The organism is Paraburkholderia sp. XV (assembly GCF_020177535.1).
Lineage (GTDB): Bacteria > Pseudomonadota > Gammaproteobacteria > Burkholderiales > Burkholderiaceae > Paraburkholderia > Paraburkholderia caribensis.
On the sequence record NZ_JAGUUD010000064.1, the window covers coordinates 24,878 to 49,799 of the forward strand.

A 24,922-nucleotide genomic window follows, 5' to 3' on the forward strand; every position below is an offset into this window, starting at 1 on the left:
CGGCCTCAGCGTAACGCAAGCGCGTTTGACGCGCGTACGAGTTCGCATGAATCGACGCGTGCGGCATTCGACACCGAGTCGACCCGCCGGGCGAGTCGCACAACGTGGGATCGGAAGAAGCGTTTGCCCGACATTGCCACTATTTGAGACTCCTCGTTTTCCCCACGCAGCCAACTCGCCCATCGAACCGGCCGCCGACGAATTAGCCAAACTATATGCGGGGAGCCGATACGTTGTGATTGGTGTTTTCCCCCATGCACAACACTCAAAAGTCATTCTATTTATCAACCTCAGCGACGCATGCAAGGTATTACAGCGGGTTACGTACCCGCTATTTAAGACATTGTGCCGACAATAGACTTTTCAAAAGTTTGCTTGTAAGCCCTAATGGACATCGGCGCGCGTGGCGCATATAGTCTTACTATATTTGAACAATACTGAACGAGACACCATGACCGACCAACCCCGCAAACTGCGCTCCGCCGCCTGGTTCGGCACCGCCGACAAGAACGGCTTCATGTACCGCAGCTGGATGAAAAACCAGGGCATTCCCGATCACGAATTCGCCGGCAAGCCGATCATCGGCATCTGCAACACGTGGTCCGAACTCACGCCGTGCAACGCGCACTTTCGCAAGCTCGCCGAGCACGTGAAGCGTGGCGTGTACGAAGCGGGCGGATTTCCCGTCGAGTTCCCGGTGTTCTCGAACGGCGAGTCGAACCTGCGGCCCACGGCCATGTTCACGCGCAATCTCGCGAGCATGGATGTCGAGGAATCGATTCGCGGCAATCCTATCGACGCCGTCGTGCTGCTCGCCGGCTGCGACAAGACCACGCCTGCGCTGCTGATGGGTGCGGCCAGTTGCGACGTGCCCGCCATCGTCGTGAGCGGCGGCCCGATGCTCAACGGCAAGCACGAAGGGCGCGACATCGGATCGGGCACGGTGGTGTGGCAACTGAGCGAACAGGTGAAGGCGGGCAAGATCTCGATTCACGAGTTCATGTCGGCGGAAGCGGGCATGTCGCGCTCGGCGGGCACCTGCAACACGATGGGCACGGCCTCGACGATGGCCTGCATGGCGGAAGCGCTCGGCGTCACGCTGCCGCACAACGCGGCGATTCCCGCCGTCGATTCGCGCCGCTATGTGCTCGCGCATCTGTCGGGCATGCGTATCGTCGAGATGGCCTTGCAGGACGTGCGGTTGTCGAAGCTGCTCACGCGCGAAGCATTCGAGAATGCGATTCGCGCGAATGCGGCGATCGGTGGATCGACCAATGCGGCGATCCACCTGAAGGCGATTGCGGGGCGCATCGGCGTGGAACTCGAACTGGACGACTGGACGCGTATTGGGCGCGGCACGCCGACGCTCGTCGATCTGCAGCCTTCCGGCCGGTTCCTGATGGAAGAGTTTTACTATGCGGGCGGCTTGCCCGCCGTCCTGCGCAGGCTCGGCGAAGCGGGTCTGCTGCCGCATCCCGATGCGCTGACCGCGAACGGCAAGACGCTCTGGGAAAACAGTATCGAAGCGCCGATCTACAACGACGAAGTGATCCGCCCGCTAGACAAGCCGCTGCGCGAAGACGGCGGCCTGTGCGTGCTGCGCGGCAATCTCGCGCCCAATGGCGCGGTGCTCAAGCCGTCGGCGGCGACGCCTGCGCTGTTGAAGCATCGCGGCCGCGCCGTGGTGTTCGAGAACTTCGACGACTACAAGAAGCGCATCGTCGATCCGGAACTCGACGTAACGGCGGACTCCGTCCTCGTGATGAAGAACTGCGGACCGAAGGGTTATCCCGGCATGGCGGAAGTCGGCAACATGGGCCTGCCGCCGAAGCTGCTCGCACAGGGCGTGACGGACATGGTGCGCGTATCGGACGCACGCATGAGCGGCACCGCGTATGGCACGGTCGTTCTGCACGTGGCGCCCGAAGCGCGCGCGGGCGGACCGCTGGCCGTGGTGCGCGACGGCGACTGGATCGAGCTGGATTGCGACGCGGGTCGCCTGCACGTCGACATCGACGAAAAGGAAATGACCGCCCGGCTCGCCGAATGGAAGGAGTCGCAACAACGCAATCCCGCCGACGCGAGCGGCTATCGCAACCTCTATATCGACCATGTGCTGCAGGCCGATCAGGGCTGCGATTTCGACTTTCTGGTGGGTTGTCGCGGCGCGGAAGTCCCGGCGCATTCGCACTGAACGCGCCGCGCTGCGCGGCGTAGCGAATCAGCTCAGGCTGTGCGCGGCGATGCCGAGAATCGTATCGGCATCGACGCGCGCGTTTTCCAGCTGCACGAGGCTCGCCTGACGCGCGGCCAATGCATCGCGATTCTGGATCGCGGTGAGGATCGCCTTATGGCGCGGCAGCGACAGCGCATGCGTGTCAGGGTGGCGGCTAGTCAGCTTGATCGACTCCGACAGCGCCAGCGACATCATGTTGCCGATATACGCGAGCATGTCGTTGTGCGTCGCGGCCATGATCGCGCGGTGGAATTCGAGGTCCGGCTCCAGCAGATCGCCCGCGCTCTGCGCGTGCTCCATGCGGTCGTACGCGGAGCCGATTCGCACCAGGTCTTCATCCGTTGCCGCCGTCGCGGCGAGTGCGGCCGCAGCCGGCTCGATGATGCGGCGCACCGTCATCAGCGACAGAAAGAACTCACCTTCGGGAATGCTGTTGAGCGTCCAGTAGAGCACATCGGGATCGAGCATGTGCCACTCTTCGCGCGGCCGCACGACGCTGCCCACGCGCGGCTTCGATATGACCAGCCCCTTGGCGACCAGCACGCGCGTCGCTTCGCGCAACACGGGGCGGCTCACGCCATATTTTTCGCACAGCGTCGCTTCGGCGGGCAGGCGTTCGCCTGGCGCCAGCCTGCCGCTGACGATTTCGATGCCGAGTTCCTGCACGATCCGCGCATGCAGGCTTTTGCGTTTCTGAAGATGCCGGTAGTCCATGATGTATTTGTTGTGGCCGTGCGAATGCGGATAGCTGTACCGTTCCCGTTGCGGGCTGTGCAAGCATAGCATGGGGCGCACGCGCCGCCTTCCGCTTTGACGCAGCATGACGCGCTGTCATTATCGCGCTGGCCTGATGTCGTCATGCGTGCGCTGCGCCGCGTTGGGTTCGTTTTTTGCTTGATCGTTTGTGGACGGACTGCTTTACTCAAAGGCAGCCAGGAAAAACCGTGCATTCAACTCGACATGGACCACGGCAAATGAAGCTTAAACCGCTACTTCTGCTGGTCGCATGCGTGGCGGCGGCGAACGTCGGAACGGCCGCTACGCGCGACGAGCAGACCAAGGCCTGCAAGCACGACGCGATCAAATTCTGCGCGATCCATATTCCCAACAAGGAGAAGATCGAAGCGTGCATGAAGCAACACTACGACAAGCTGTCGCCGAAATGCCAGGCGATGTTCGATTCGCCCGACAACGACGGCGGCAGCGGCGGCCAGTCGTCGAGCTAGGCACGCCTGCTTATCGGCTTGCCCGGCCCGCTTTGACGAGCGGCACGGCCACTTCGACCCGTCCCGTTTCGAGACCGGCCGTGTTGCGCATGGCCCGCAAACGGAAACCATCGAGCGCGCGGTGCGCAGCGTCGTCGCCTATGCCGAGCTTCACGAGCAGATCGGCGACGATCGCATAGAGGATCGTCGAGTTGCCGTCTTCCACTTTCACGGCGATGCCGAGCGCGCCCTTCGCGCCGAGCTTCGCGGTCTGCGCCGACGCGCGCACGCCGATCGCATAGCTCGCGTCCGCGCCGACCTTGCCCACCAGCGCGCCGTCGAATGCACCCATCAGCGCGGTGCAGAACCGCCCTTCGCCCGCGACCATCTCCGGGTGCGACGTCATTGCGCGGAAGATGCGCGCAAGCGCCGCGTCTCTTGTCGAATCCGTCGATGCGTGGCCGTCGGCGGCCCGCGCGAGCTTCATGTAAAGACGCGCGAGACGGTCGAGCGCAAACGCGGGCGTCGGCAGATTGCAGCCGTCCACAGCCCATTGCACGCTGTCGTCGGGCAGATCGCAGGCGCCGGCAACCGTGCGCTTCACGAGGCGCTGCAACGGATGCTCCGGCAGATGGTAATCGGCGAGCGCCACGCCGAGCGCACGCGCGCCCGCCAGCATGCCCGCGTGCTTGCCGGAACAGTTGCTGCACACGGCGCCCGGAATGAAGTCGCGCTTGATCCATTCGCGGTACACGGCATCCGAAATGGGCGGATGGCCGCCGCAACGCAAGTCGGCTTCCGTTGCCTGCGACCTGGCGAGCATGCGACGTGCGCGCTCGATATGCCGATCTTCGCTGCTGTGCGAGCCGCACATCAGCGCGAGGTCCGCGTCCTCGAAACCAAAGCGCTCGAGCGCGCCCGACTCGACGACGGCGAGCGCCTGGGCCGGCTTCGCTGCCGATCTGACCAGCGTGACGCGCGACGGGTCGCCACACGAATACAGCAGCGCTCCGTCCGTATCGACGACAGCCACATGCGCGATATGCGTGTTCTCGACGACATCGCCGCGATAGACGGTTGCAGCAACGGACATCCCGGTCTCCTTTTGTGTTCGATTCGATCTGCCGGAACGGCAGAGCGTGCCGCCGGATTCTACAACCCTGCCAGGCGCGATACGTGCGTGTCGAGTACATTGGAATCACCCGACAGGGTTCATCCGAATCAGGCCGCGCAAGCGGAATCGATCGTAAAGCTATTACGACAGGAGAAAAGAAATGCACATCACCAGGAAACTGATCGTCCTCCTCGCCTCGGCCTCGCTGGGCATCGGCGCGGCAGCGCCGGCCTTCGCACAAAACGACGCGTCGACGGACACGGGCGCGGCGGGCGTGGCCGCCTCCGCCGCGAAGCCGACCAAGCAACAGAAAAAGCAGGCCCGCAAGGAAGCCCGCGCGAAGAAGAACGCCGAACTGAAGAAGCTGGAAGACGCGGGCTACCAGCCTGGCCGCGCGAATGACTCGAACTACCCGCAAGATTTGCAAGACGCGCAGAAAAAGGCAGGCATTGGCCAAGGCGCGAGCCAATAAACATCGTTCGATTCAGTCGGCCGCGCGCGGCGTTTTCCGCACGCGGCCGCGCCGGTTTTCGGGGTGTCGATAGTCGATGGTCGCGGTTCTTCCCTTCTTGCCAGTCCTCCCTAAGCGCTCACTTTCTGTCCGGCTGCCGCAATTTCAGCGGCTATTCCACGACGCCTGACGCTATGTGATACTTTCCAACGCTTGTCCACACAACGAATTGCATCGCTGCAATGCGGGCATTGTTGTGCAATCGCACATCCGGCTACAACTAAAGACGCCAACGTTTTTTCCAGTCAAAAATGCCGAATTCATCACACGCGCCAGGCGGCACTGCAGAAAAATTGACCGCTATCACCGCTGTCGATCAGATTAGTTTCCGCCGCATCATTCGCCGCAATATCGCGCTGCCGCTTGCACTCGGCGTCGTTACGATAGCGCTGTTCGTCGCGCTGATCGCCTATCTCGTCAATACGATGAGCTGGGTCGAGCATTCGGAGCGTGTAATCGGCAACGCGAATGAAATGCTGCGGCTTGCCGTCGACCGCGAGTCCGCATTGCGCGGCTTCCTGATCACGGGCGACGAGACTTTCCTTGCACCCTATCAGCTGGGCCAGCCGCGTTTCGAAACAGAGCTCGACACGCTGATGCAGTTGACGGCCGACAATCCGTCCCAGGTCGAACAGCTCAAACGGATTCGCGGCGTGCAGCAGCGCTGGGACCAGTTTGCGCAGGACATGATCGATCTGCGCAGGCGTAACCTCGACTACACCGACCAGGTGAAGAGCGGACGCGGAAAGATCGAGTTCGACGAAACGCGGCGGCTATTCGGGCAGTTTCTTTCCGTCGAGGAAGCGCTGCGTCAACAGCGCTCCAGCGACACGCGCAGCGTCACCTCCATTCTGGTGGGCATCTTTCTGCTTTTCAGCCTGTCGATCAGCGGCTTCATCGCCTATCGCGGGCGGCGCGATCTGATGAATCTGTCCGAGTCGTACGACAGCGTGCTGGCGCGCCAGGCCGAGCACACAGACGTTTTGCAGCAACAGGTATGGCTGCGCTCCGGGCAGCGCCTGCTCGCGGAGAAAATCATCGGCCAGTCGAGTTCGCCGCTCGTCGGCCGCGCGATACTCGACTTTCTCGCCGAATATCTCGATGTTGCTGTCGCCGCCATCTATATACGCGACCGCGCGACCAGCAGCCTCAAACGCATCGCCACTTACGGCTTCAGCCAGGAAAGCGAACAGGCGGCGCGCACGTTCCGCGAAGCCGAAAGCCTGATCGGCCAGGCCGCCGTGTCGCGCCGCACGCTTGTCTTGCACGACGTCCCCGACGATTACGTGAAAGTCGTCTCGGGCACGGGCATGAGCCCGCCGCGCAATCTCGTCGTGCTGCCTATCGAAAATGACGGCATCGTGAACGGCGTTGTCGAGCTCGGCTTCATGCGCAACATCACGCCGCGCGATCACGAGTTCCTGCAACTGATCGCGAACAGCATGGGCGACGCCATCGAGGCCGCGCTGTATCGCGAGCGCCTGCAGGATGCGCTCGCCGAAACGCAGCAGTTGAATGAAGAACTTCAGGTGCAGCAGGAAGAGTTGCGCGTGTCGAACGAAGGGCTCGAAGAACGCGGGCGTGCGCTGGTCGAATCGCAATCGCAGCTCGAAGCGCAGCAGGCGGAACTCGAGCAGACCAATGTGCAGCTCGAAGACTACGCGAAGCGCCTGGAGCGCCAGAAGGCCGATCTGCTCGAAGCGCAGGACGAGCTCGCCGCGAACGCCGCGCGGCTGGAGCAGTCGAGCCGTTACAAGTCCGAGTTCCTTGCGAACATGTCGCACGAATTGCGCACGCCGCTGAACAGTTCGTTGATCCTCGCGCGGTTGTTGCAGGAGAACCGCACGGGCAACCTGTCGGAAGAACAGGTGCGCTACGCGGAGACCATTCATGCGTCGAACAGCGATCTGCTGGTGCTGATCAACGACATTCTCGATCTGTCGAAAGTGGAAGCCGGGCAGATCACGATCGATAGCGAACCGGTGCCCGTCGACTCGATGCTGCAATCGCTGCGCGAAATGTTCGAGCCGATGGCGGCTGCGAAGCATTTGCAGTTTTCGGTCGAACGTGCGCCCGGGGTGCCCGAAACGGTCGTCACCGACGGCCAGCGTGTCGCGCAGATTCTGCGCAATCTGCTGTCGAACGCGCTCAAGTTCACCGAGCACGGCGAAGTCGCGCTGACGGTCGCCGCCGGCGACGCGGACACGCTGCGCTTCGACGTGCGCGACACGGGCATCGGTATCGCTGCCGACAAGCTCGAACTGATCTTCGAAGCCTTCCAGCAGGCTGACGGCTCGACGAGCCGCCACTATGGCGGCAGCGGCCTCGGCCTGTCGATCTCGCGCGAATTCGCGCGGCTGCTGGGCGGCCGCGTGAGTGTCGCGAGCGAGCCAGGCAAGGGCAGCGTGTTCACGCTATGGCTGCCGCTGCAAGGCCCGGCCGATGCGCGGGCCCACGCGACGCAAGCGAGCGAGCCCCTCGTGCGGCCCGTGCGCAGCCAGCCCGCGCCGTCGCCAGTGACCCACGCCGCGTACGCGTCTGCGTCCAGGCCCGCGCCCGCGCCCGCCCAAACGGGCAACGGGCTGCAGACCATCGGCGACGACCGCGACAACCTGCGCCGCGAAAACCGCCTGATTCTAGCGATCGAAGACGATCTCGTCTTTGCCGAAATCCTGCGCGATCTCACGCATGAGCTCGAATTCGATTTCGTCCATGCCACCGACGCGACGACGGGCCTCACGCTGGTGCGCGACATGCAGCCGACGGCCGTTCTGCTCGACGTCGGCCTGCCCGACCGCTCGGGGCTGACGGTGCTCGAATGGCTGAAGAACGATCCCGCCACGCGTCACATCCCGATCCACATCGTCTCCGCCACCGATCACGCCGAAAAGGCGCTACATCTGGGCGCCGTCGGCTATACGCTCAAGCCCACGGCGCGCACCACGCTCGAAGCCGCGATCCGGCGGCTCGAGTCGCGCCTGCAGCAGCGCATGAAGCGCGTGCTGGTGATCGAGGACGATGCGGCGATGCGCGAGAGCATCCGCGCGCTGCTGCAAAGCGACACTACCGAAATCGTCGCCGTCGCGACCCTCGCGGGCGCGCTGGAGCAACTGTCCACAACGCTGTTCGATTGCGTCGTGACCGACCTCGCGCTGCCCGACGGCACCGGCTACGATCTGCTCGAACAGTTGGCCGCCGACGTCACGCATCAGGCCATGCCCGTCATCGTCTATACGGGCCGCATGCTGTCGGGCGACGAGGAGCACCGGCTGCGCCGCTACTCGAAATCGATCATCATCAAGGGCGCGAAGTCGCCGGAGCGTCTGCTCGACGAGGTGACGCTGTTCCTGCACAGCGTCGAGTCGTCGCTCGCGCCCGAGCAGCAGCGCATGCTGCGCACCGTGCGCCAGCGCGACAACCAGTTCGAAGGACGCACCATCCTGCTAGCGGAAGACGACGTGCGCAATATCTTCGCGCTGTCGCACGTGCTGGAGCCGCTCGGCGCGAAGCTCGAAATCGCGCGCAATGGGCGCGAGGCGCTCGAAGCGCTGAACGGCGGACGCGAAGTCGACCTCGTGCTGATGGACATCATGATGCCGGAGATGGACGGCCTGACGGCGATCGCGCACATCCGCCGCGACCCGCGCTTCGCGCAACTGCCCATCGTCGCGCTGACGGCGAAAGCGATGGCGCAAGACCGCATGCGCTGCCTCGAAGCGGGCGCCGACGACTACATCTCGAAGCCCATCGACGTCGACAAGCTGATCTCGCTGTGCCGCGTCTGGCTGCGGCAGCGCTAGGCGCAAGGAACCGTCAGCCATGAGCCGCATCTCGTACGACGATTCACCGCAACGCATGCACGATTTCGACATCGAGTTGAAGCTGTTGCTGGAAGCGATCTATCTGAAGTACCAGCACGACTTCCGCCGCTACTCGATGTCCTCGCTGCGGCGGCGTCTCATGCAGGCGCTCGACGAGTTCGGCGTGAGCACGCTGTCGCAGTTGCAGGACAGGATCATGCGCAACGAGGCGGACTTCGTGCGGCTCTTTCACTACCTGACGGTGCAGGTCAGCGACATGTTCCGCGACCCGGACTACTTTCTCGCGCTGCGCAACCACGTGCTGCCCGTGCTGCAAACGTATCCGTCGATCAAGGTGTGGGTGGCCGGCTGCAGCACGGGCGAGGAACTGTGGTCGTTGAAAATCCTGTTCGACGAAGCAGGTCTCACCGAGCGCACGCTCTTCTACGCAACCGACATCAATCCCGACGCGCTGGCGCGGGCCGAAGCGGGTATTTACGCGCTCGACCGGATCGCGGGCTTCACCCGCAACTATCTGGCCGCGGGCGGCAAGCGCTCGCTCGCCGATTACTATCACGCGGCGTATAGCGGCGCGCGTTTCTCCGGCTCGCTGAAAGAGCGCGTGGTGTTCGCGGACCACAGCCTGTCGACCGATGAAGTGTTTCTCGAAGCGCATCTCGTATCGTGCCGCAATGTTCTGATCTATTTTGATCGCGGCCTGCAGGACCGCGCGCTGGGGCTGTTCAAGGACACGCTGGTGCGGCGCGGCTTTCTCGGACTCGGCAGCAAGGAAAGCCTGCGTTTTTCGACGCAGTACGATGCATTTGAAGAATTTCGCGAGCGCGAGCGCATCTATCAGAAGCGTTAGACTGCCCGCGCACTCCCATATCGAACGAACGATCAACGCGTATGAACACACTTCGCCGACCTTCTCCGCCGGGCGCAGCCGCGCCAGTGGAAACGCGTGCGTTCGAGGCGGTCGCGATCGGCGCGTCGGCGGGCGGCATCGACGCATTGAGCGTGTTGTTGCCCGCGCTGCCGGCATCGTTCAGGCTCGCCGTGCTGATCGTCTCGCACCTGCCCGCCGATTCGACGAGCCTTCTGGCCGAGACGCTCGGCTATCGCTGCGCGCTGCCCGTCGTCGAGCCGGATGCAGGCGAGCCGCTCCTGCCGGGCCGCGTGCATCTCGCGCCGCCCGGCTATCACATGCTGATCGACGACGACCGCACGGTCGCGCTGTCGATCGATTCGACGGTGCGCTATTCCCGGCCGTCCATCGACGTGCTGTTCGAATCCGCCGCGCACGTGTACGGCGAGCGGCTGGTCGGCATCCTGCTGTCCGGCGCAAACGACGACGGCGCGCACGGCCTCGAAGTGATCCGCGCAATGGGCGGCATTGCGTGGGTGCAGGATCCGCAAACCGCGGTCTCGCCGACGATGCCACGTGCGGCCATCGCGCGCGGCGCCGTCGACGAAGTGCTTTCTCCAACCCTGATGGCCCGGCGGCTCGCCGGTTTGCCGGCTCACACTAGAACGATGACATGAGGAACTCAACCGTCAACATTCTGATCGTCGACGATATCGCGCATAACATCACGGCGCTCGAAGCACTGCTGGCACGTCCGGGGATCGAGCTGCTGGTCGCGAACTCGGGCACGGCCGCGCTCGACCTGTTGCTCAAGCATGAAGCCGCGCTCGCGATCCTCGACGTCAACATGCCCGGCATGAACGGCTTCGAGCTCGCGTCGCTGATGCGCGGCAGCCCGCGCACGTCGCACGTGCCGATCATCTTTCTGACGGCCACGACGGAAGACGCGTCGCGCACGTTTCGCGGCTACGAAGCGGGCGCCGTCGATTTCCTGCACAAGCCGTTCGACCCGCGCATCCTGCAATCGAAGGTCGATGTGTTCGTGCAGCTTGAGCAGCACAAGCGGCAACTCGCCGATCAGCTGCTGACCACGCGCCAGCTGCTCGAAGCGAACGAGATGTTGATGGCCGTGCTCGGCCACGATCTGCGCACGCCGCTCGGCACGGTGCTCGCGTCGGCGGAATATCTGGTGCGCAACGCCTCCGACGAGCAATCGGCGACCGTCGCGAACCGCATCAGGAACAGCACGATGCGCATGTCGCGGATGGTGCATCAGCTGCTCAATCTCGCGCGCCTGCAAGGCGGCCGCATGCAATTGCAGCCGCGTGCAAGCGATCTGGCGGCGCTGTGCCGCGGCGTGATCGAAGAGTTCGCGACGCACGAGCGCGCCGGACAGATCGTGTTGACTTCGCGCGGCAATACGACAGGCACGTGGGACACGGACCTGCTGTGGCAGGCCATTTCGAATCTGATCAGCAACGCGTTGCATCACGGCGAGCACGACAGCCCGATCACCGTCGATCTCGATGCCGACGAGCCGAACCGGCTCCGCCTGACCGTCGGCAATCGCGGCGCAATTGCGCCCGCGATGCTGCCGCATCTGTTCGAGGCCTTCGGCTCGAACGGCGCGGGCGAGCGCTCGCGCGAAGGGCTCGGCCTCGGGCTGCACATCGTGCACAAGATCGTGCACATGCATGGCGGCAAGGTGACGGGTAAATCGGACGAGATCATCGGCACCGTCTTTACGGTCGAACTGCCGCGCACCGCGCAAAGCTGGGTGCCCTGACACGGCGTGACGGCCACAGGCCGCGCGCCTGAAATACTTTGTAAGAGATGCGCCAGCGGCGCGCGCGCCTTGTGCGGCATGGGCAAGCGTCCGCGCCCCGTTTCGCGCGCCGCCCGGCGCGTGCGGCTGTCAGTCGATGTAATAACGGCTTGCCAGCAAACCGCACTACAATGCTTGCCGTCCGATGCCCGTTGTTCGCTTCTTCATCATGTCCAGCCGCCTTTCCCGTATTGCTCTCGCGTTCACCCTGCCCGTGCTTGCCGCGCTCGGCGCGTGCTCGACGCCGCCCAAGGCGAAGCTGCAGGAAGACTTCGTCAGCAGCGGCGCAAGCCCGTACACGCGCACGTTTCAGGTGACGAGCACGGAGGCCTGCGAAGGCGCGCGCCGCGCGCTGTTGAGCCAGGGCTACATGACGACGCTGGTGCGCCCCGATACCGTCGACGCCAGCAAGAACTTCCAGCCCGCCAGCGATTCGCACTTCACCGTCGAATTCCATATCGTCTGCACGGCGGGCGACGATGCGACCAATAGCAGCATCGTCTATGCAAACGCGGTGCAGAGCGGCTACGCGCTCAAGAAAAGCGATACGTCGGCGAGTGTCGGGCTGAGCGTGCTCGGCTCGCTGTCGCTGCCGATCCGCCAGAACAGCGATGCGATGGTGAAGATTTCCAGCGAAACCATCCAGTCGGGCAAGTTCTACGACGGCTTCTTCAATCTGATCAGCCACTATCTGGCGAATGTGGTGCGCAGCGTGCCCGTGCCCAGCGATACCGTCGACGCGACGCCGCTGCCGGTGCCCGCGCCCGCACCGGCGCTGGTCGTGACGCCGATGTCGTCCACGCCGGGCGGCAATGCGGCGCCTGTCATCATGCCCGCGCCTTCGAAGGAACAGACCGCGCCGCTTGCAGCGGCAGCGGCGCCCGTTGCTTCGGCAACGCCCGTCTCCGCGACGGCGCACGCGCACGAAGCGGCCGCCGCTTCACCTGACAGCGCGCCTGCGTTCATTGAATCGCCGGCTTCGGATGCGGCGGCTTTGGCGCAGTGAAGTCCCCACTTCGTGTGGTCGGGTGATCGGAACGTGTGTCCCGCTGGTCGCCCTGAGGCGATTGCGCGCTTGGTCGACTCAAATCATGAGTCGATATTCACTTGCCCTGCGAACTGAATTGCCGCCTGCTGGCGCTCGCTTCTCTCCAGCTTGACCGGCGACCTGTCATTCACCCGGCGATTTTTATTTTCACCCCACACTCAAGATTCCAGCCATTTTGCCGACCGCGGACGATTATCTGTTTTAAATCATCGATCGGTAAAAATGGGCTGAGTAAGAGCGACCGAAGCATCGATATAAATCAAACAATCGAAAATATTTTCCTGATTCGGCTTTGCCCACACTTCAGCACAGCGTCGACCGAGCCGTTACTACCTTCACGGAATTAACAAAACGGTACGCAATTTCCAGGCAGCGAAACCTGCCGGTTCATTGGTGTGCCGCATGTGCCAAAAATTGGAGAAGGTCCATGTTTGTCGCTATTGGTTGGGTGCTGGTTCTCGGGTCTGTGATCGGGAGCTTCGTGGGAGTGGGCGGCCATTTGCCCGCGCTGGTTCAGCCGTTCGAACTGCTGTGCATTTTCGGCGCGGCAATGGGCGCGTTCGTCGTCAGCAATCCCGTTTCGGTATTGAAGAAAACCCTCAAGGCTTTGCCCGGATGCTTCAAGGGCGGCAGTTATTCGAAACAGGTTTATCTCGAGCTGATTGCATTGCTTTATGAGCTGCTTCAGAAAGCGCGTAAGGAAGGCATGATGGCGCTCGAAGCCGACGTGAATGCACCGGAGGAAAGTGCGCTTTTCCAGAAGTATTCGCACGTTTTGAAAGACCATCATCTGCTTGATTTCATCGTCGATTATCTGCGGATGATGGCGACGGGCAACGTCAACGTGCACGAGATGCAGGACCTGATGGACGAAGAGCTGGCCACGCATCACGCCGAATCGTCGGTGGCCGCGAACGCGATCCAGAAGATGGCTGACGGTCTGCCCGCGTTCGGCATCGTCGCGGCCGTGATGGGCGTCGTGCACACGATGGGCTCGGTCGGCGCGCCGCCCGCCGTGCTTGGCGAGATGATCGCGGGCGCGCTGGTCGGCACGTTCCTCGGCATTCTGCTCGCTTATGGCTTCATCGGCCCTGTCGCCGATCTGCTCAATGCGAAGGGCCGCGCGGAAGCGAAGCCGTATCAGTGCGTGAAGGCCGTGCTGCTCGCGTCGCTGTCCGGCTACGCGCCGCCCGTCGCCGTCGAATTCGGCCGCAAGGTGCTGTTCACGGCCGACCGTCCGAGCTTCCAGGAGCTCGACGACGCCGTGCGCGCCACCAAGATGCCGAAGTCGGCCTGACGCGGGCTGGAAGGAGACTGTCATGGCCGAAAGACGACCGCGCAGCGAACAGGCGAGCGAGAAAGCCGCGCCCGTGATCGTGCGCCGCTCGAAAAAGGGCGACGGGCACGCCGGGCATCACGGCGGCGCATGGAAAATCGCCTACGCGGACTTCGTGACCGCGATGATGGCGTTCTTCCTGCTGATGTGGCTGCTCGGCTCGACGTCGAAGTACGAGAAGCAGGGCATCGAGGATTACTTCAACACGCCGCTGTCGAGCCTGCTCGGCGGCAACGAGGGCACCGCGGCGGCGCGTCCGAATGTGATCCAGGGCGGCGGCCGCGACATGTCCGACACGCGCCCCGGCGACGGCAAGAAAGCGCAGCAGGAGCCTGCCAGGCCAACGCTCACGCAAGCGACGACGGCGCCCAACGACACCGCGCGTCTCGAACAGCTGAAAGCGAAGCTGTCGGCGCTGATCGAGCAGACGCCCGCGTTGAAGGCGTTCAAGGACCAGATCCGCATCTCGATCACGAACGAGGGCCTGCGCATCGAGATCGTCGATTCGCTGAAGCGCCCGATGTTCGCGACAGGCAGCGCGAAACTGCAGAGCTACGCGGTCGAGATTCTTACGCAGATCGGTGCGTCGCTGAACGATGTCGACAACCGCATTTCGATTGCAGGCCACACGGACGCCGTCACATACGCGAACGGCCCGGCCGGCTACTCGAACTGGGAACTGTCGTCGGAGCGCGCGAACGCGGCGCGGCGCGCACTGGTCGCGGGCGGCATGCGCGAAGACAAGCTGCTGCAGGTGCGCGGTCTGGCGGACGTACTGCCGCTCAACGCGAACGTCGCCGACGAGCCGACCAACCGGCGCATCAGCGTGCTCGTGCTGAACAAGGCGGCCGAGCAGGCGTTCTTCCGCGACGGCGGACGCACGTCGGTGGATGAAGCACTGCCCGCAAGCGAGGCGATCCCCAACGTGGTGTCGAAACTGAAGGTAAGCACGCGCAGCGCGTATTGATCGCGAGGTCGTGTGTTCGGCCGCGCGCTTCGAAAGAAGCGCGCGGCTTTTTTTATCCGCTCCCGCGCGGATTCATCACCCGAATCGGCCGGACGACGAAACGGTCACACGCACTGTTTCGCCCTACGATACATTCACGTCGTCAATTGCGTCCGATCTTGCGCTCAGGCAAGGCAATTTCAGCGCTGCACTTCACAACCGCAACACGTTTCTGATATTGGTAGAGAAAGCGTAGCTGTTGCGCTTGCGCGAGATCACGCGTGCAAACGTGCATTTCCCTTCCATTGCTTCATTGACGGAGAACGACAATGCAAAGAAGACACTTCGTGACAGCAAGTGTTGCTGCACTCGCATACGGCGGTCTGCTGTTGTCGGGCTGCAGCACGACGACGGGCAGCGGCGAATCGGCGGCAACCGACATGGCCAAGCGGCAGTCGATCGACGCCAGCGTCGACGGCGCGCTTGCGAAGCTCTACACGTCCGTACAGGGCTCGCGCGAACTGGTCGGCAAGGCGCAAGGCATACTTGTGTTCCCATCCGTGTTGCAGGTGGGCTTCGTGGTGGGAGGGCAGTATGGCGAAGGCGCGCTGCGCGTCGGCGGCAGCACGGCGGGTTACTACAGCACGATCTCCGGCTCGTTCGGCCTGACGGCGGGCGCACAGTCGAAGGCGATCATCTTCCTCTTCATGACCCAGGATGCGCTCGACAAATTCCGCAACGCCAAGGGCTGGTCGGCGGGTGCCGATGCGTCGGTGGCGCTCATCAAGGTCGGGGCGAACGGCGCAGTCGATACCACGACAGCAACCGCGCCTGTCGAAGCGATCGTCATGACGAATTCCGGGCTGATGGCCGACGTATCGCTGGCTGGCACCAAAGTGTCGAAGCTGAACATCTGAGCTCGATGCCGCGCGCAAACACAAACGGCTCGCCATGACCAAGGGCGAGCCGTCTGCTTTTGCGCGATGCGGCGATCAGAAGCGATACGTCACGCCGACCTTCACGATGGGATACCAGCGCCACTTGTCGGCCTTGTCCTGCAGATCCTGGCGTTCCTGGTCGACATTCGCCTGACCCGCTTCGGCGACGATGTCCGCGGGGACGTCGAGCGTCACGTGCGGGCGGCCATAGGTGACGCCGGCATCGAAGAACGCCGAGAAGCCCTTCTGCGCGACGGGCGTATGACCAAAGCCAATGCCGATATACGGGCGCACCGTCGGATACTTCGCCTTCGCGTGAACGGTCTCGCCGTTCGTCGCGTAGTTGGTGCCGTTGATATTGACCGTGCCGCTCGGGCTGTTCGCGTCACCCGACACGTTATCGCCGCCGATCAACATGCCGGCCGTGATGCGGAACGGCACCGTGGCGGGCGCCGGGAAGAAGTCGACGTACAGGCCGCCGTGATAGATCCTGGCCTTGCCGTCGTAGTTCAGGCCGCCGGCGCTGAAATCGTGCGAGAGCGCAAAGCCGTTGAATTCGGCGCGGATGTTGTTGCGCGTGCCAAGCGGTTCGGAGAAGCCGATACCGAGGCCCTCCGTGCCGACCTGACCATAAATTTCGTGAGCGTGCGCGACGGGCGCGGACAGCGCGAAGCCCGCCGCAAGCGTGACCAACAGCCTTTTCATCTGTGAGATTTCCTTCGGGGTTCTGGAGGGCGCCTGACCTTGACGCCGCGTGTATCGGGAAAAATTGCCCGTCACACGCAATGACCTTGCGTCGCGGCGGCGTCCCAGACCCGTCTTATTACGGACCACTCACAGACAATCTTTAATGAATATTTAAAACGTTCTTCAGGCGCCGACTCAAGCCCTTTAAATGCCGGGTTCCCCGGCTGAAACCGGCAAATTACCCGGTCTTACCAATGCTTTAAATCCGTCATTCGATGCCGCGCGTCAGTCGTTGAATCGCCTGAGGCGGCTGGCCGAATGCGCGCAAAAAAGCCCGTCGCATGCGCTCGCGGTCGCCAAAGCCGACATCGCGAGCCACCACGTCGACGCCGTGCCGCCCCGTTTCGAGCATCAGGCGCGCCGCTTCGACGCGCAGCCGCTCGACAGCCTTCGCCGGCGTCTGTCCCGTTTCTTCCCTGAATGCGCGCGTGAACTGCCGCGGGCTCAGATGCGCGGCATCCGCGAGTTGTTCGACGGAAAGCGGCGTGTTCAGATTGCGCCTCGCGTACGACAGCGCCGTCTGGATGCGATCGGACTTCGGCTCCAGTTCGAGCAGCGCCGAAAACTGCGATTGACCGCCCGCGCGCCGGTGATACACGACGAGCTTGCGCGCGACATGGCGCGCGAGTTCCACGCCCGCGTCCTTCTCGACGAACGCCAGCGCAAGATCGATGCACGCCGTCATCCCCGCCGACGTCCACACGTCGTTGTCGATGATGAAGATGCGATCCTCTTCCACTTTCACAGCCGGATAACGTTTGCGCATGTCGTCGGCGTAGTACCAGTGCGTGGTCGCGCGCCGGTCGTCGAGCAGGCCGGCATCGGCCAGATGAAACGCGCCCGTGCAGGCGGCGGCGACGCGTCGCGCCGCAGGCGCCGCCCGCTTCAGGAACGCGATCAGCGACGGCGGCGACGGCTGCAGATCGTTGTCGCCGACCACGAGAATCGTATCGAAGCGGCTGTCGTCGAACGGCTGGGTCGACACCTCGAAACCGGACGAGCACGGCACCGGGCCGCCGTGCTCGGACAGCAGGACGTATTCGTACAAGGGCTCGCTCATCTCACGGTTCGCGAACTCCAGCACGCTCGTCATGCCGAGATTCATCACCTGAAAACCGGGAAACAGAACAATTCCGACGCGCAGCATGGCTTCACTCCAGCGATGTCTGAAAAAGAGGCATATACGACATTGAGGCCATGTGAGTATGCACCTAATCTGATGGTCATGCAGACGACGCCGCGTCGCCTGCGCCCTCTGACCTCAGGAGCATTGATATGTCGAATTCTTCCAATACCGCAGCGAACCTCGGCACGGCCGTCGTGACGGGCGCCTCGTCGGGCATCGGCGCGATCTACGCGGACCGTCTCGCGCGTCGCGGCTATGACCTGATCCTCGTTGCCCGCAACCGCGCGCGCCTCGAACAACTGGCGACGCGAATTTCGAACGAAACGGGCCGCTCGGTAGAAATCGTCGCCGCCGATCTAAATGACGACGCCGATATCCGCCGCGTCGAAAACGTGCTGCGCACCGACGCGAGCATCACGATGCTGGTGAACAACGCAGGCGTCGGCGCAGCGGCGCCGCTGTTGGATTCCGAAGTCGACAAGATGGAAGCCATGATCAAGCTGAACGTCGTCGCGCTGACGAGGCTCACGTATGCCATCGCGCCGGGCTTCGTCGCGCGTGGCGGAGGCAACATCATCAACATCGCGTCGATCGTGGCGGTGGCGCCGGAAATCCTCAACGGCGTCTACGGCGGTACGAAGGCATTCGTGCTGGCGTTCACGCAATCGCTGCATCACGAACTGGCGAGCAAGGGTGTCAAGGTGCAAGCCGTATTGCCGGGCGCGACGCGCACCGAATTCTGGAGCGTCGCTGGCGTGCCGATCGAGGCCGTCGAAGAGCGAGGCATCGTGATGTCGGCGGAACAGATGGTGGACGCGTCGCTTGTCGGCTTCGATCAGGGTGAACTCGCGACGATTCCGTCGCTGCCCGACTACGCCGACTGGCAAGCGTTCGAGTCGGCGCGTACCGCACTCGGGCCGAACCTGTCGCGCACGGCGCCCGCTGCGCGGTTCAACGTCGCTTGATGTTGTGAGATGAGTGGTTGGCGACGCGACGGGGTTTCACGTCGCGTCGTGTTTTGCCGTGCGGGGTGCGGCGAGTTTATGCGCCTAAACCGCGTGGACGAAGCGACGGACGTCGCACGCCGCGAAGCGCCAGCCCGCGCCCAGCCGCAGAGTTTATGCGCCTAAACTCACCTCCCAGCCGAGGTCCGCCGCAGCCGCGCGCTACACGCATCACGCGCCAAGCAGCACGCCGGTACGAAACGCTCGCGTTCCCGTCACGCGCCCAAGCGGCGCGCCCGCCGTCACGAATCGGATCGCGCGTCGCATATAGAGCACGCCCTCCGTATTGCTGGTGATCGTCGTGGTTTCGTCCGTCAACGGATCGACGATATCGAACAGCGCGTCGCCGACGCGAATCCGGTCGCCGATCTTCACGCGATGCACGAGGATGCCGCTAACGGGCGCGTAGAACTGCTCGCTGCCTGCCAGCGGTGTCGCGGGCGTCGGCAGTTCCGGCAGCGGCTTCGCGCGGCCTTCAATCGCCTTGCGATGCGTCAGATAGTCGACCAGCGCGTCGGCATCCTGCTGCGCGACTTCATACGATACGTCGCGCTGTCCGCGGCATTCGATCGTCACGGCGACCGTGCCCGTCGGCACCGGCTTGCCTGCAGGCATTTGTTGCTGCAAGTGCCACCACAACAGGCTGTGCGTTTCATCGAACGCCTGGCCGCCCGAGTCGGTTGCGAGCAGTGACGCTTCCGAGCGCAGATAGCGCGCGAGCGGCTCGACCTCCGGCCAGCCCGCTTCGCTCGTGTAGACGTGCATCACAGCTTCGAGCGAGCAATGCAGATCGATGACGACGTCCGCATCGTAAGAAAGCTTCAGCAATGCGAGTTGCAGCGATTCATACTCGGTGAGCGGCTTTTGCGCATCCAGTTGCTCACGCACCAGCGCGCGAATCAGCTTGCGGTTCTCCTGCGCATCGGAGCCGAGGCGATCTTTCGCGCGATCCAGCAGCGTCGTGAACTGCATGAAGTGCCGGTTGAAGTTCTTGCCGCTGCCCGTTTCGAAACGGCCGATAAACTGACCGAGCACATGCTGCCCAAGCCCGACGGGATTCGCGACGGGCACGAGCACGATTTCGGCTTTCAGCAAGCCTTGCGCTTCGAGCTCGACAAGGCGCCGCTTGAGCAGCACCGTCGTGAGCATCGCGGGCGTCTCGTCCGCATGCAGCGACGACTGGATATAAATCTTCTGACCGCTGTTTTGCGGGCCGAAATGAAACGCGACGAGTTCGCGTGACGTGCCCACGGCGGGCGAGAGAAGCGGAATCGATTGCCTGTTCATGTGACTCTTCTGAATGTCGTTCGACGTGTAAGCCGATCAGTTACCGTACGGATCGAAGTCGAAATACTTGTGCGCGATCTGCGCGTACGTGCCGTCTTTGCGCATCGACGCGATTGCCGTGTTGATCGACGTCTGCAATGCAGCTTCGTCCTTGCGCAAGCCGATGCCGACGCCGCGATCGCCCATATCGAGCGGCTCGCCGACGAACCCGAAGCCCTTGCCCTGCGGCGTGCGCAGGAAGCCATAGTCGGCTTCGACGGTGCCGAGCAACGCGCCGTCCAGGCGTCCGTTGACCAGGTCGCTGAATACTTCGTCCTGGCCTTTGTACGCCACCACGTGGACGCCCGCGGGCGCCCAGTGCGACTGCGCGAACGACTCGAACTGCGTGCCCGTTTGCACGCCGATCTGCTTGCCGGCAAGCGTCGTGGGCGCGCTGCCGTTCAGCGCGGTGCCCTGCTTCGCAACCAGCCGCGACTTGAACTGGAACAGCTTCGACGAAAAGAGAATCTGCTGCTCGCGCTTCGCGGTGATCGCCATCGACGACATGATCGCGTCGATCTTGCGCGCCTGCAGCGCCGGAATCATGCCGGAAAACTCCAGTTCGACCCATTCGCAGCGTGCGTGAATGCGCTTGCAGATTTCATTGCCGAGATCGACGTCGAAGCCCTTGAGACTGCCGTCCGGTGATTTCGCATCCATCGGCGGATAGGTCGGGTCGATGCCGAGACGAATCGTGTCGTTATCGCGTGCGAACGCGCCCTGGCTTGCGAAACCCAGTGCGGCAAGGAGAAGTATCAGCGAAGTCTTCATGACTAACGGGCCTATCGGTCGGCTGTGATGGGAGCATGCTGAATCGATCCTACGATGCGCCAGTGATACAAAAAAGTGCAAATCCGTCTATCATGATCACTTCTTCTGATCGCCAGATTTTCCGTCCCTGTCGACGATGGCCCTGACCATTTCCCAACTTCGCGTCTTCACGGCCGTGGCCGAGCACGGCAGCATCCGCGCCGCGTCGCGCGCGCTCGGCATCGCGCAAAGCGGGATCACGCAGCAATTGCAGAACCTCGAATCGATGCTCGGCGCCACGCTTTTCACGCGCACGAATCGCGGTATCGCGCTGACGGCGGTTGGGCAGCGCATGCTGCAACGCGCGGCGACGATTCTCGGCGAATGCGCGCGCGCCGAACATGAAGCGCAGCAACTGCGCGGCGAGTATGCCGGACAGGTCACGTTCGGCCTGACGACCGAGCCGTTGATCGACGCGGGCGCGCCCGTGCTGACAGAGTTTCGCGAGCGTTTTCCGCGCGTGGCCGCGCACATGCGTACGGGCACGTCGCGGATGATGATCCAGTGGATACGGGAGGGCACGCTCGACTTCGCCGTCGCGCTCGTGTCGAAGCACACGGATACGACCGATCTGTCCGTGACGAAGCTGTACCCTTCCGATCCCGTCGTCGTATGCCGGCGTGGTCATCCGATGGCGCAGGCGAAGTCGCTTGCCGAACTCGCGGATTGCTCATGGATCGCGACGCGCTCGCCCAATCTCACCGACGATCCGCAAGCGCACCGCCTCAACGACCTGTTCAAGAGCCACCGTCTCGCGCCGCCAAGAATCGTCTCGACGGTCGAAGGGCTGTTCGAGTCGCTGCATCTGGTCAGCGAGACGGACTGTCTGTCGCTGGAGGCAGCCGTGGTGACGAAGCGCGGCCCGTTCGCGCGCGTGCTGACCACGATCGACGTGCGCGAGCGCGTGGCCGCGCAGGACGTCTGCGTGCTGCAACGCGCCGCCGCGCCGCTCACGCCCGCCGCCCAGGAACTCGCGACGATGATCGCGTCGTACACGCGAACCGTGCGCTCGCGAAGTCATCGGACATAGTTGAGCCGGCAACCACCGCGCACGGTTCGGGCTCCCGTAAACCCTCACCTGAACCACGTTCCGCCCGCCTTGGCAGAAAACCGCGCGCGGTTGGCAGCATCGCGCGTATTAATGCTTTTGCCGCGCACGAGGGCCCTCCCTACACTTTGATCACACGCCGATCGCTCGCTTCGACACAGCGAACGGCCACCACCGATCACGTTCTGGAGAACCCGAAATGAGCGAAATCATCGCAGGCATCAAGATCCCCGACAGCAAGATGGCGCGCGAAGCGACGCAACTCGTGCGCGACACCGAAACCGATCTGCTCTATCACCACTCGCGCCGCGTGTTCCTGTTCGGCGCGCTGACCGGCGAGCGCAAGCTGTTGAAGTACGACCCGGAGTTGCTGTACATCGGCGCGATGTTCCATGACATGGGCCTGATGGAAAAATACAGCAGCGCGCACGACCGCTTCGAAGTCGACGGCGCAAACGTCGCGCGCAATTTTCTGCAGGGCTACGGCATCGACGAAAACGACATCGACATGGTGTGGGACGCGATCGCGCTGCACACCACACCAGGCATTCCGCAGTACAAGAAACCCGTGGTCGCGCTGGTGACGGCCGGCGTCGAAATGGACGTGCTGGGTCTCGCCTACGACGAGTTCTCGACGGAAGACCGCAAGCTGATCGTGGCGGCGCATCCGCGCGGCGAGAGCTTCAAGGAAAACATCATCGATGCATTCGCGAACGGCACCAAACACAAGCCGCTGACGACGTTCGGAAACGTAAAGGCCGATGTGCTCGCGCTGAAAGACCCGGAATACAAGCGCCTGAACTTCTGCAGCATCATTCTCGGCTCGGCGTGGAACGACTCGAACGTGCAGGCGGGCACGTGCCGCAATCCCGCGCACAACCACGGCTAAGCGCGACGGTCTCTTCTCTCCTCGTCAAGGTCTGTTGACGATCAAGCCGCTTGCAGTCTCCGCTCAAGCGTGCCTTTGAATCCGCGTTCTCGCGAGCGCGGATTCTTTTTGATTGCGAAGGAACTGCGAACCGATGTGTTCGCGCTTAACTCATCGCGCCGGAATCGCGCGTGACGACCGTCGAACGGTGTGCGAAGGCAACTCGCCGAACTGCGCCTTGTACGCACTGGCGAAATGCCCGAGGTGCACGAATCCCCATTGCGCGGCGGCATCGCTGACAGAGAGATCGGCCTGGCGCGTATCGAGCAACAGACGCCGAACCTGGGCGAGCCGCAACGAACGCACGTAGGCCAGAGGATTGGTTTGCACGACAGCCTGAAAGCTGTTCTGCACGGTGCGCCGGCTCACGCGCAACTGCGTGCAGAGACTTTGGATGTCGATGAGCTCGTCGGGATGGTTGATCACGAAGTCGTGAATGCGGCGCACGATATCGGCCTGACACGCATACGTCAGCCGGTTCGACGTCGCCGGCACGTGATACGCGAGCAGATCGACGAGCGCCTCGCTCACCTGGTTGCGCACTGCGTGCTGCGCGCGGACGTCGTCGAAGGCTTCGGGCTGCGCCAGCACGCGCTCGATCAGCGTCGCGAGCTGCAGCCCCGCGCGCGTGCATGCGGCATTCGGAATATCGAGCACTGTGCGGCGAAAGAGATTGTCGTCGAGATCGACACCCGCGCAATCGGCGACGCCCTGCAGCATGTCGGAGTCGACCACGACGCCGATCAACGCCATCTCGTCGGGCGAGTGGAATTCGAACGGCGTGCCGCCTTGCGCCATCACGAAGCCGCCGCGATCGATGCGCACGCCGCCGAACGAGAACGCGCCCGCGCCCGCGAGCGGGATGCCAAACGTCATATGGTTGTCCGGCAACTGCCCGCGCTGCACGACGCGCAGATTCGCCGACTCGTGGAACACCTGCACGCCGTCCAGCTCGATCTGCTTCACCGCGCTGCGAAACGTGCCCGAGCCGATCTGGTCGTAACGCTGATCCCAGCCCCGCAGCGCGGCCGCGTGGTCATCGGCATCGTTGAAGAACTGGTGATGGACGTACACGGTGCCCCCCAATCTCAAAAAACCGCCAAGTTGCGTAGAATAAACCGACCACGCGGTCGGGAAAATATGTCCGAGGGTATGTCCTGGGCATTTTCGTCGGCTGGGCGCGACAGTCCGTGGCTTCTCATGGACGCGGCGCTGATTGCCACATTCTAGCCAGCGTCAAAAATCCTCCGAAGCCTTCCAGAACACCAGGCGCGCTAAAGAAAATCCTTAATGCCCGGCTGTTACGCCGCCAGATTTACTTATATCCTAGCGAATCGCTTTTTTGCGCCTCGATATCCATGGTGATGACCCGATCCCGCACTGCCGCGCCGCTCGCGATGCATCGCAATCTGCCGATGCTGCTGTTGCGCGCGCGCGAACTCATGATGGCGCGGTTCCGTCCGTTGCTTACCGCGCAGGGGCTGACCGAGCAGCAGTGGCGCATCATTCGCGCGCTGCATGAGAACGGGCCGCTGGAGCCCCGGCAGATATGCGCGCTGTGCACGATTTCGAGTCCGAGTCTCGCGGGCGTGCTCGCGCGTATGGAAGATCTCGGGCATGTGACGAAAGAACGCTTCGAGGACGATCAAAGGCGCGTGCGCGTTTCGTTGACGGCGCAGAGCGAGGAGATCGTCGAGCGGATGAAGCCGATGCTGGAGGCGGAGTATCGGGCGCTGGAGGATAAGGTCGGAGAGAAGGTTGTCGGTGATTTGTATGCGGCGGTTGATGCGTTGATCAGGGAACTGGAGGTGGGGGAAAGCCGCGAGGCGGAGGAGGATGAACGCGGGGCGTAAGGCGAGTGGGTTTGCGGTGGTATCTGCGATTTGTTAGCGTGCTTCACGCTTCTTGGTTTGGTGTTTTAGGCTTTGCGATGGCATCCGCGATACGTTAGCGTGCTTCACGCTTCTTGATTTGGTGTTTTAGCCTTTGCGATGGCATCCGCGATACGTTAGCGTGCTCCGCGCTTCTTGGTTTGGTGTCTTAGGCTTTGCGCTGGCATCCGCGAATTGTTAGCTCGCTTCAAGCGTCGCCCCTGTGCGGGGCGGC

At 63.1% G+C, this 24,922-nt stretch carries 22 protein-coding genes; 15 read left to right on the forward strand and 7 right to left on the reverse strand.

Annotated elements, in window-relative coordinates; genetic code table 11:
• Positions 1-451: 451 nt before the first annotated feature.
• Positions 452-2,194, forward strand: coding sequence for an IlvD/Edd family dehydratase (locus tag KFO72_RS25850; protein ID WP_225033352.1), 1,743 nt, complete (start codon positions 452-454; stop codon positions 2,192-2,194).
• Between the two features lie 27 nt (positions 2,195-2,221).
• Here KFO72_RS25850 and KFO72_RS25855 read toward each other — a convergent pair whose 3' ends face one another.
• Positions 2,222-2,950, reverse strand: coding sequence for a FadR/GntR family transcriptional regulator (locus KFO72_RS25855; protein WP_036001991.1), 729 nt, complete (start codon positions 2,948-2,950; stop codon positions 2,222-2,224).
• Between the two features lie 260 nt (positions 2,951-3,210).
• Here KFO72_RS25855 and KFO72_RS25860 point away from each other — a divergent pair, with 260 nt between their 5' ends.
• Positions 3,211-3,462, forward strand: coding sequence for a hypothetical protein (locus KFO72_RS25860; RefSeq protein WP_054933282.1), 252 nt, complete (start codon positions 3,211-3,213; stop codon positions 3,460-3,462).
• A 10-nt stretch (positions 3,463-3,472) separates the two neighbouring features.
• On the opposite strand, the gene KFO72_RS25865 is transcribed toward KFO72_RS25860, so the two are convergent.
• Positions 3,473-4,534 carry an asparaginase gene (locus KFO72_RS25865; RefSeq protein WP_225033353.1) on the reverse strand — a complete coding sequence of 354 codons (1,062 nt, stop codon included), beginning with the start codon at positions 4,532-4,534 and terminating at the stop codon, positions 3,473-3,475.
• A 181-nt stretch (positions 4,535-4,715) separates the two neighbouring features.
• On the opposite strand from KFO72_RS25865, the gene KFO72_RS25870 reads away from it, so the two are divergent.
• The 9 genes from KFO72_RS25870 to KFO72_RS25910 all read left to right on the forward strand — a co-directional run bounded on the left by KFO72_RS25870 (position 4,716) and on the right by KFO72_RS25910 (position 15,806).
• Positions 4,716-5,027 (forward strand): DUF4148 domain-containing protein, encoded by a 312-nt coding sequence (locus tag KFO72_RS25870; RefSeq protein WP_054933280.1) that lies wholly within the window; start codon positions 4,716-4,718, stop codon positions 5,025-5,027.
• A gap of 332 nt (positions 5,028-5,359) precedes the next feature.
• Entirely contained in the window at positions 5,360-8,866 is a 3,507-nt protein-coding gene (locus KFO72_RS25875) for a response regulator (protein WP_225033354.1), read from the forward strand.
• 19 nt (positions 8,867-8,885) lie between these two features.
• Positions 8,886-9,734 (forward strand): CheR family methyltransferase, encoded by an 849-nt coding sequence (locus tag KFO72_RS25880; protein ID WP_062917286.1) that lies wholly within the window; start codon positions 8,886-8,888, stop codon positions 9,732-9,734.
• Positions 9,735-9,775: 41 nt separating this feature from the next.
• Positions 9,776-10,411 (forward strand): chemotaxis protein CheB, encoded by a 636-nt coding sequence (locus KFO72_RS25885; protein WP_225033355.1) that lies wholly within the window; start codon positions 9,776-9,778, stop codon positions 10,409-10,411.
• Positions 10,408-11,520 carry a hybrid sensor histidine kinase/response regulator gene (locus KFO72_RS25890; RefSeq protein ID WP_060604687.1) on the forward strand — a complete coding sequence of 371 codons (1,113 nt, stop codon included), beginning with the start codon at positions 10,408-10,410 and terminating at the stop codon, positions 11,518-11,520. The genes KFO72_RS25885 and KFO72_RS25890 overlap by 4 nt, the downstream gene beginning before the upstream one ends.
• Positions 11,521-11,728: 208 nt before the next feature.
• The gene (locus tag KFO72_RS25895; protein WP_225033356.1) at positions 11,729-12,565 is read left to right on the forward strand and encodes a DUF2242 domain-containing protein; all 837 of its coding nucleotides are present in this window, start codon (positions 11,729-11,731) and stop codon (positions 12,563-12,565) included.
• A 469-nt stretch (positions 12,566-13,034) separates the two neighbouring features.
• Complete coding sequence (gene motA, locus KFO72_RS25900) at positions 13,035-13,904, forward strand: flagellar motor stator protein MotA (protein WP_054933274.1); 870 nt, start codon at positions 13,035-13,037, stop codon at positions 13,902-13,904.
• 22 nt (positions 13,905-13,926) lie between these two features.
• A complete protein-coding gene (motB, locus tag KFO72_RS25905) occupies positions 13,927-14,910 on the forward strand; it encodes a flagellar motor protein MotB (protein WP_054933273.1) in 984 nt (327 codons plus the stop codon).
• Positions 14,911-15,218: 308 nt separating this feature from the next.
• Positions 15,219-15,806 (forward strand): YSC84-related protein, encoded by a 588-nt coding sequence (locus KFO72_RS25910; RefSeq protein ID WP_062917289.1) that lies wholly within the window; start codon positions 15,219-15,221, stop codon positions 15,804-15,806.
• 75 nt (positions 15,807-15,881) lie between these two features.
• Here the strand turns inward: KFO72_RS25910 and KFO72_RS25915 are convergent, their stop codons facing one another.
• Entirely contained in the window at positions 15,882-16,532 is a 651-nt protein-coding gene (locus KFO72_RS25915) for a hypothetical protein (protein ID WP_054933271.1), read from the reverse strand.
• 250 nt (positions 16,533-16,782) lie between these two features.
• Positions 16,783-17,721: a GlxA family transcriptional regulator gene (locus KFO72_RS25920; RefSeq protein WP_107202302.1), complete on the reverse strand. Its 939-nt coding sequence runs from the start codon at positions 17,719-17,721 to the stop codon at positions 16,783-16,785.
• 128 nt (positions 17,722-17,849) lie between these two features.
• Between KFO72_RS25920 and KFO72_RS25925 the strand changes: the two genes are divergently transcribed.
• Positions 17,850-18,665 (forward strand): SDR family NAD(P)-dependent oxidoreductase, encoded by an 816-nt coding sequence (locus KFO72_RS25925; RefSeq protein ID WP_035998914.1) that lies wholly within the window; start codon positions 17,850-17,852, stop codon positions 18,663-18,665.
• 210 nt (positions 18,666-18,875) lie between these two features.
• Here KFO72_RS25925 and KFO72_RS25930 read toward each other — a convergent pair whose 3' ends face one another.
• Both KFO72_RS25930 and KFO72_RS25935 read right to left on the reverse strand, forming a co-directional pair.
• On the reverse strand, positions 18,876-19,991 hold the full coding sequence (locus tag KFO72_RS25930; protein ID WP_225033357.1) for a succinylglutamate desuccinylase/aspartoacylase family protein: 1,116 nt from the start codon (positions 19,989-19,991) through the stop codon (positions 18,876-18,878).
• Positions 19,992-20,027: 36 nt separating this feature from the next.
• A complete protein-coding gene (locus KFO72_RS25935) occupies positions 20,028-20,801 on the reverse strand; it encodes a transporter substrate-binding domain-containing protein (RefSeq protein WP_054933268.1) in 774 nt (257 codons plus the stop codon).
• Positions 20,802-20,937: 136 nt separating this feature from the next.
• Here KFO72_RS25935 and KFO72_RS25940 point away from each other — a divergent pair, with 136 nt between their 5' ends.
• Positions 20,938-21,870, forward strand: coding sequence for a LysR substrate-binding domain-containing protein (locus tag KFO72_RS25940; RefSeq protein WP_225033358.1), 933 nt, complete (start codon positions 20,938-20,940; stop codon positions 21,868-21,870).
• A gap of 217 nt (positions 21,871-22,087) precedes the next feature.
• Positions 22,088-22,777, forward strand: coding sequence for an HD domain-containing protein (locus KFO72_RS25945; RefSeq protein ID WP_225033359.1), 690 nt, complete (start codon positions 22,088-22,090; stop codon positions 22,775-22,777).
• Between the two features lie 150 nt (positions 22,778-22,927).
• On the opposite strand, the gene KFO72_RS25950 is transcribed toward KFO72_RS25945, so the two are convergent.
• On the reverse strand, positions 22,928-23,890 hold the full coding sequence (locus KFO72_RS25950) for a helix-turn-helix domain-containing protein (RefSeq protein WP_054933265.1): 963 nt from the start codon (positions 23,888-23,890) through the stop codon (positions 22,928-22,930).
• 323 nt (positions 23,891-24,213) lie between these two features.
• Here KFO72_RS25950 and hpaR point away from each other — a divergent pair, with 323 nt between their 5' ends.
• A complete protein-coding gene (gene hpaR / locus KFO72_RS25955) occupies positions 24,214-24,669 on the forward strand; it encodes a homoprotocatechuate degradation operon regulator HpaR (protein ID WP_225033360.1) in 456 nt (151 codons plus the stop codon).
• The last annotated feature ends 253 nt before the right edge of the window (positions 24,670-24,922 follow it).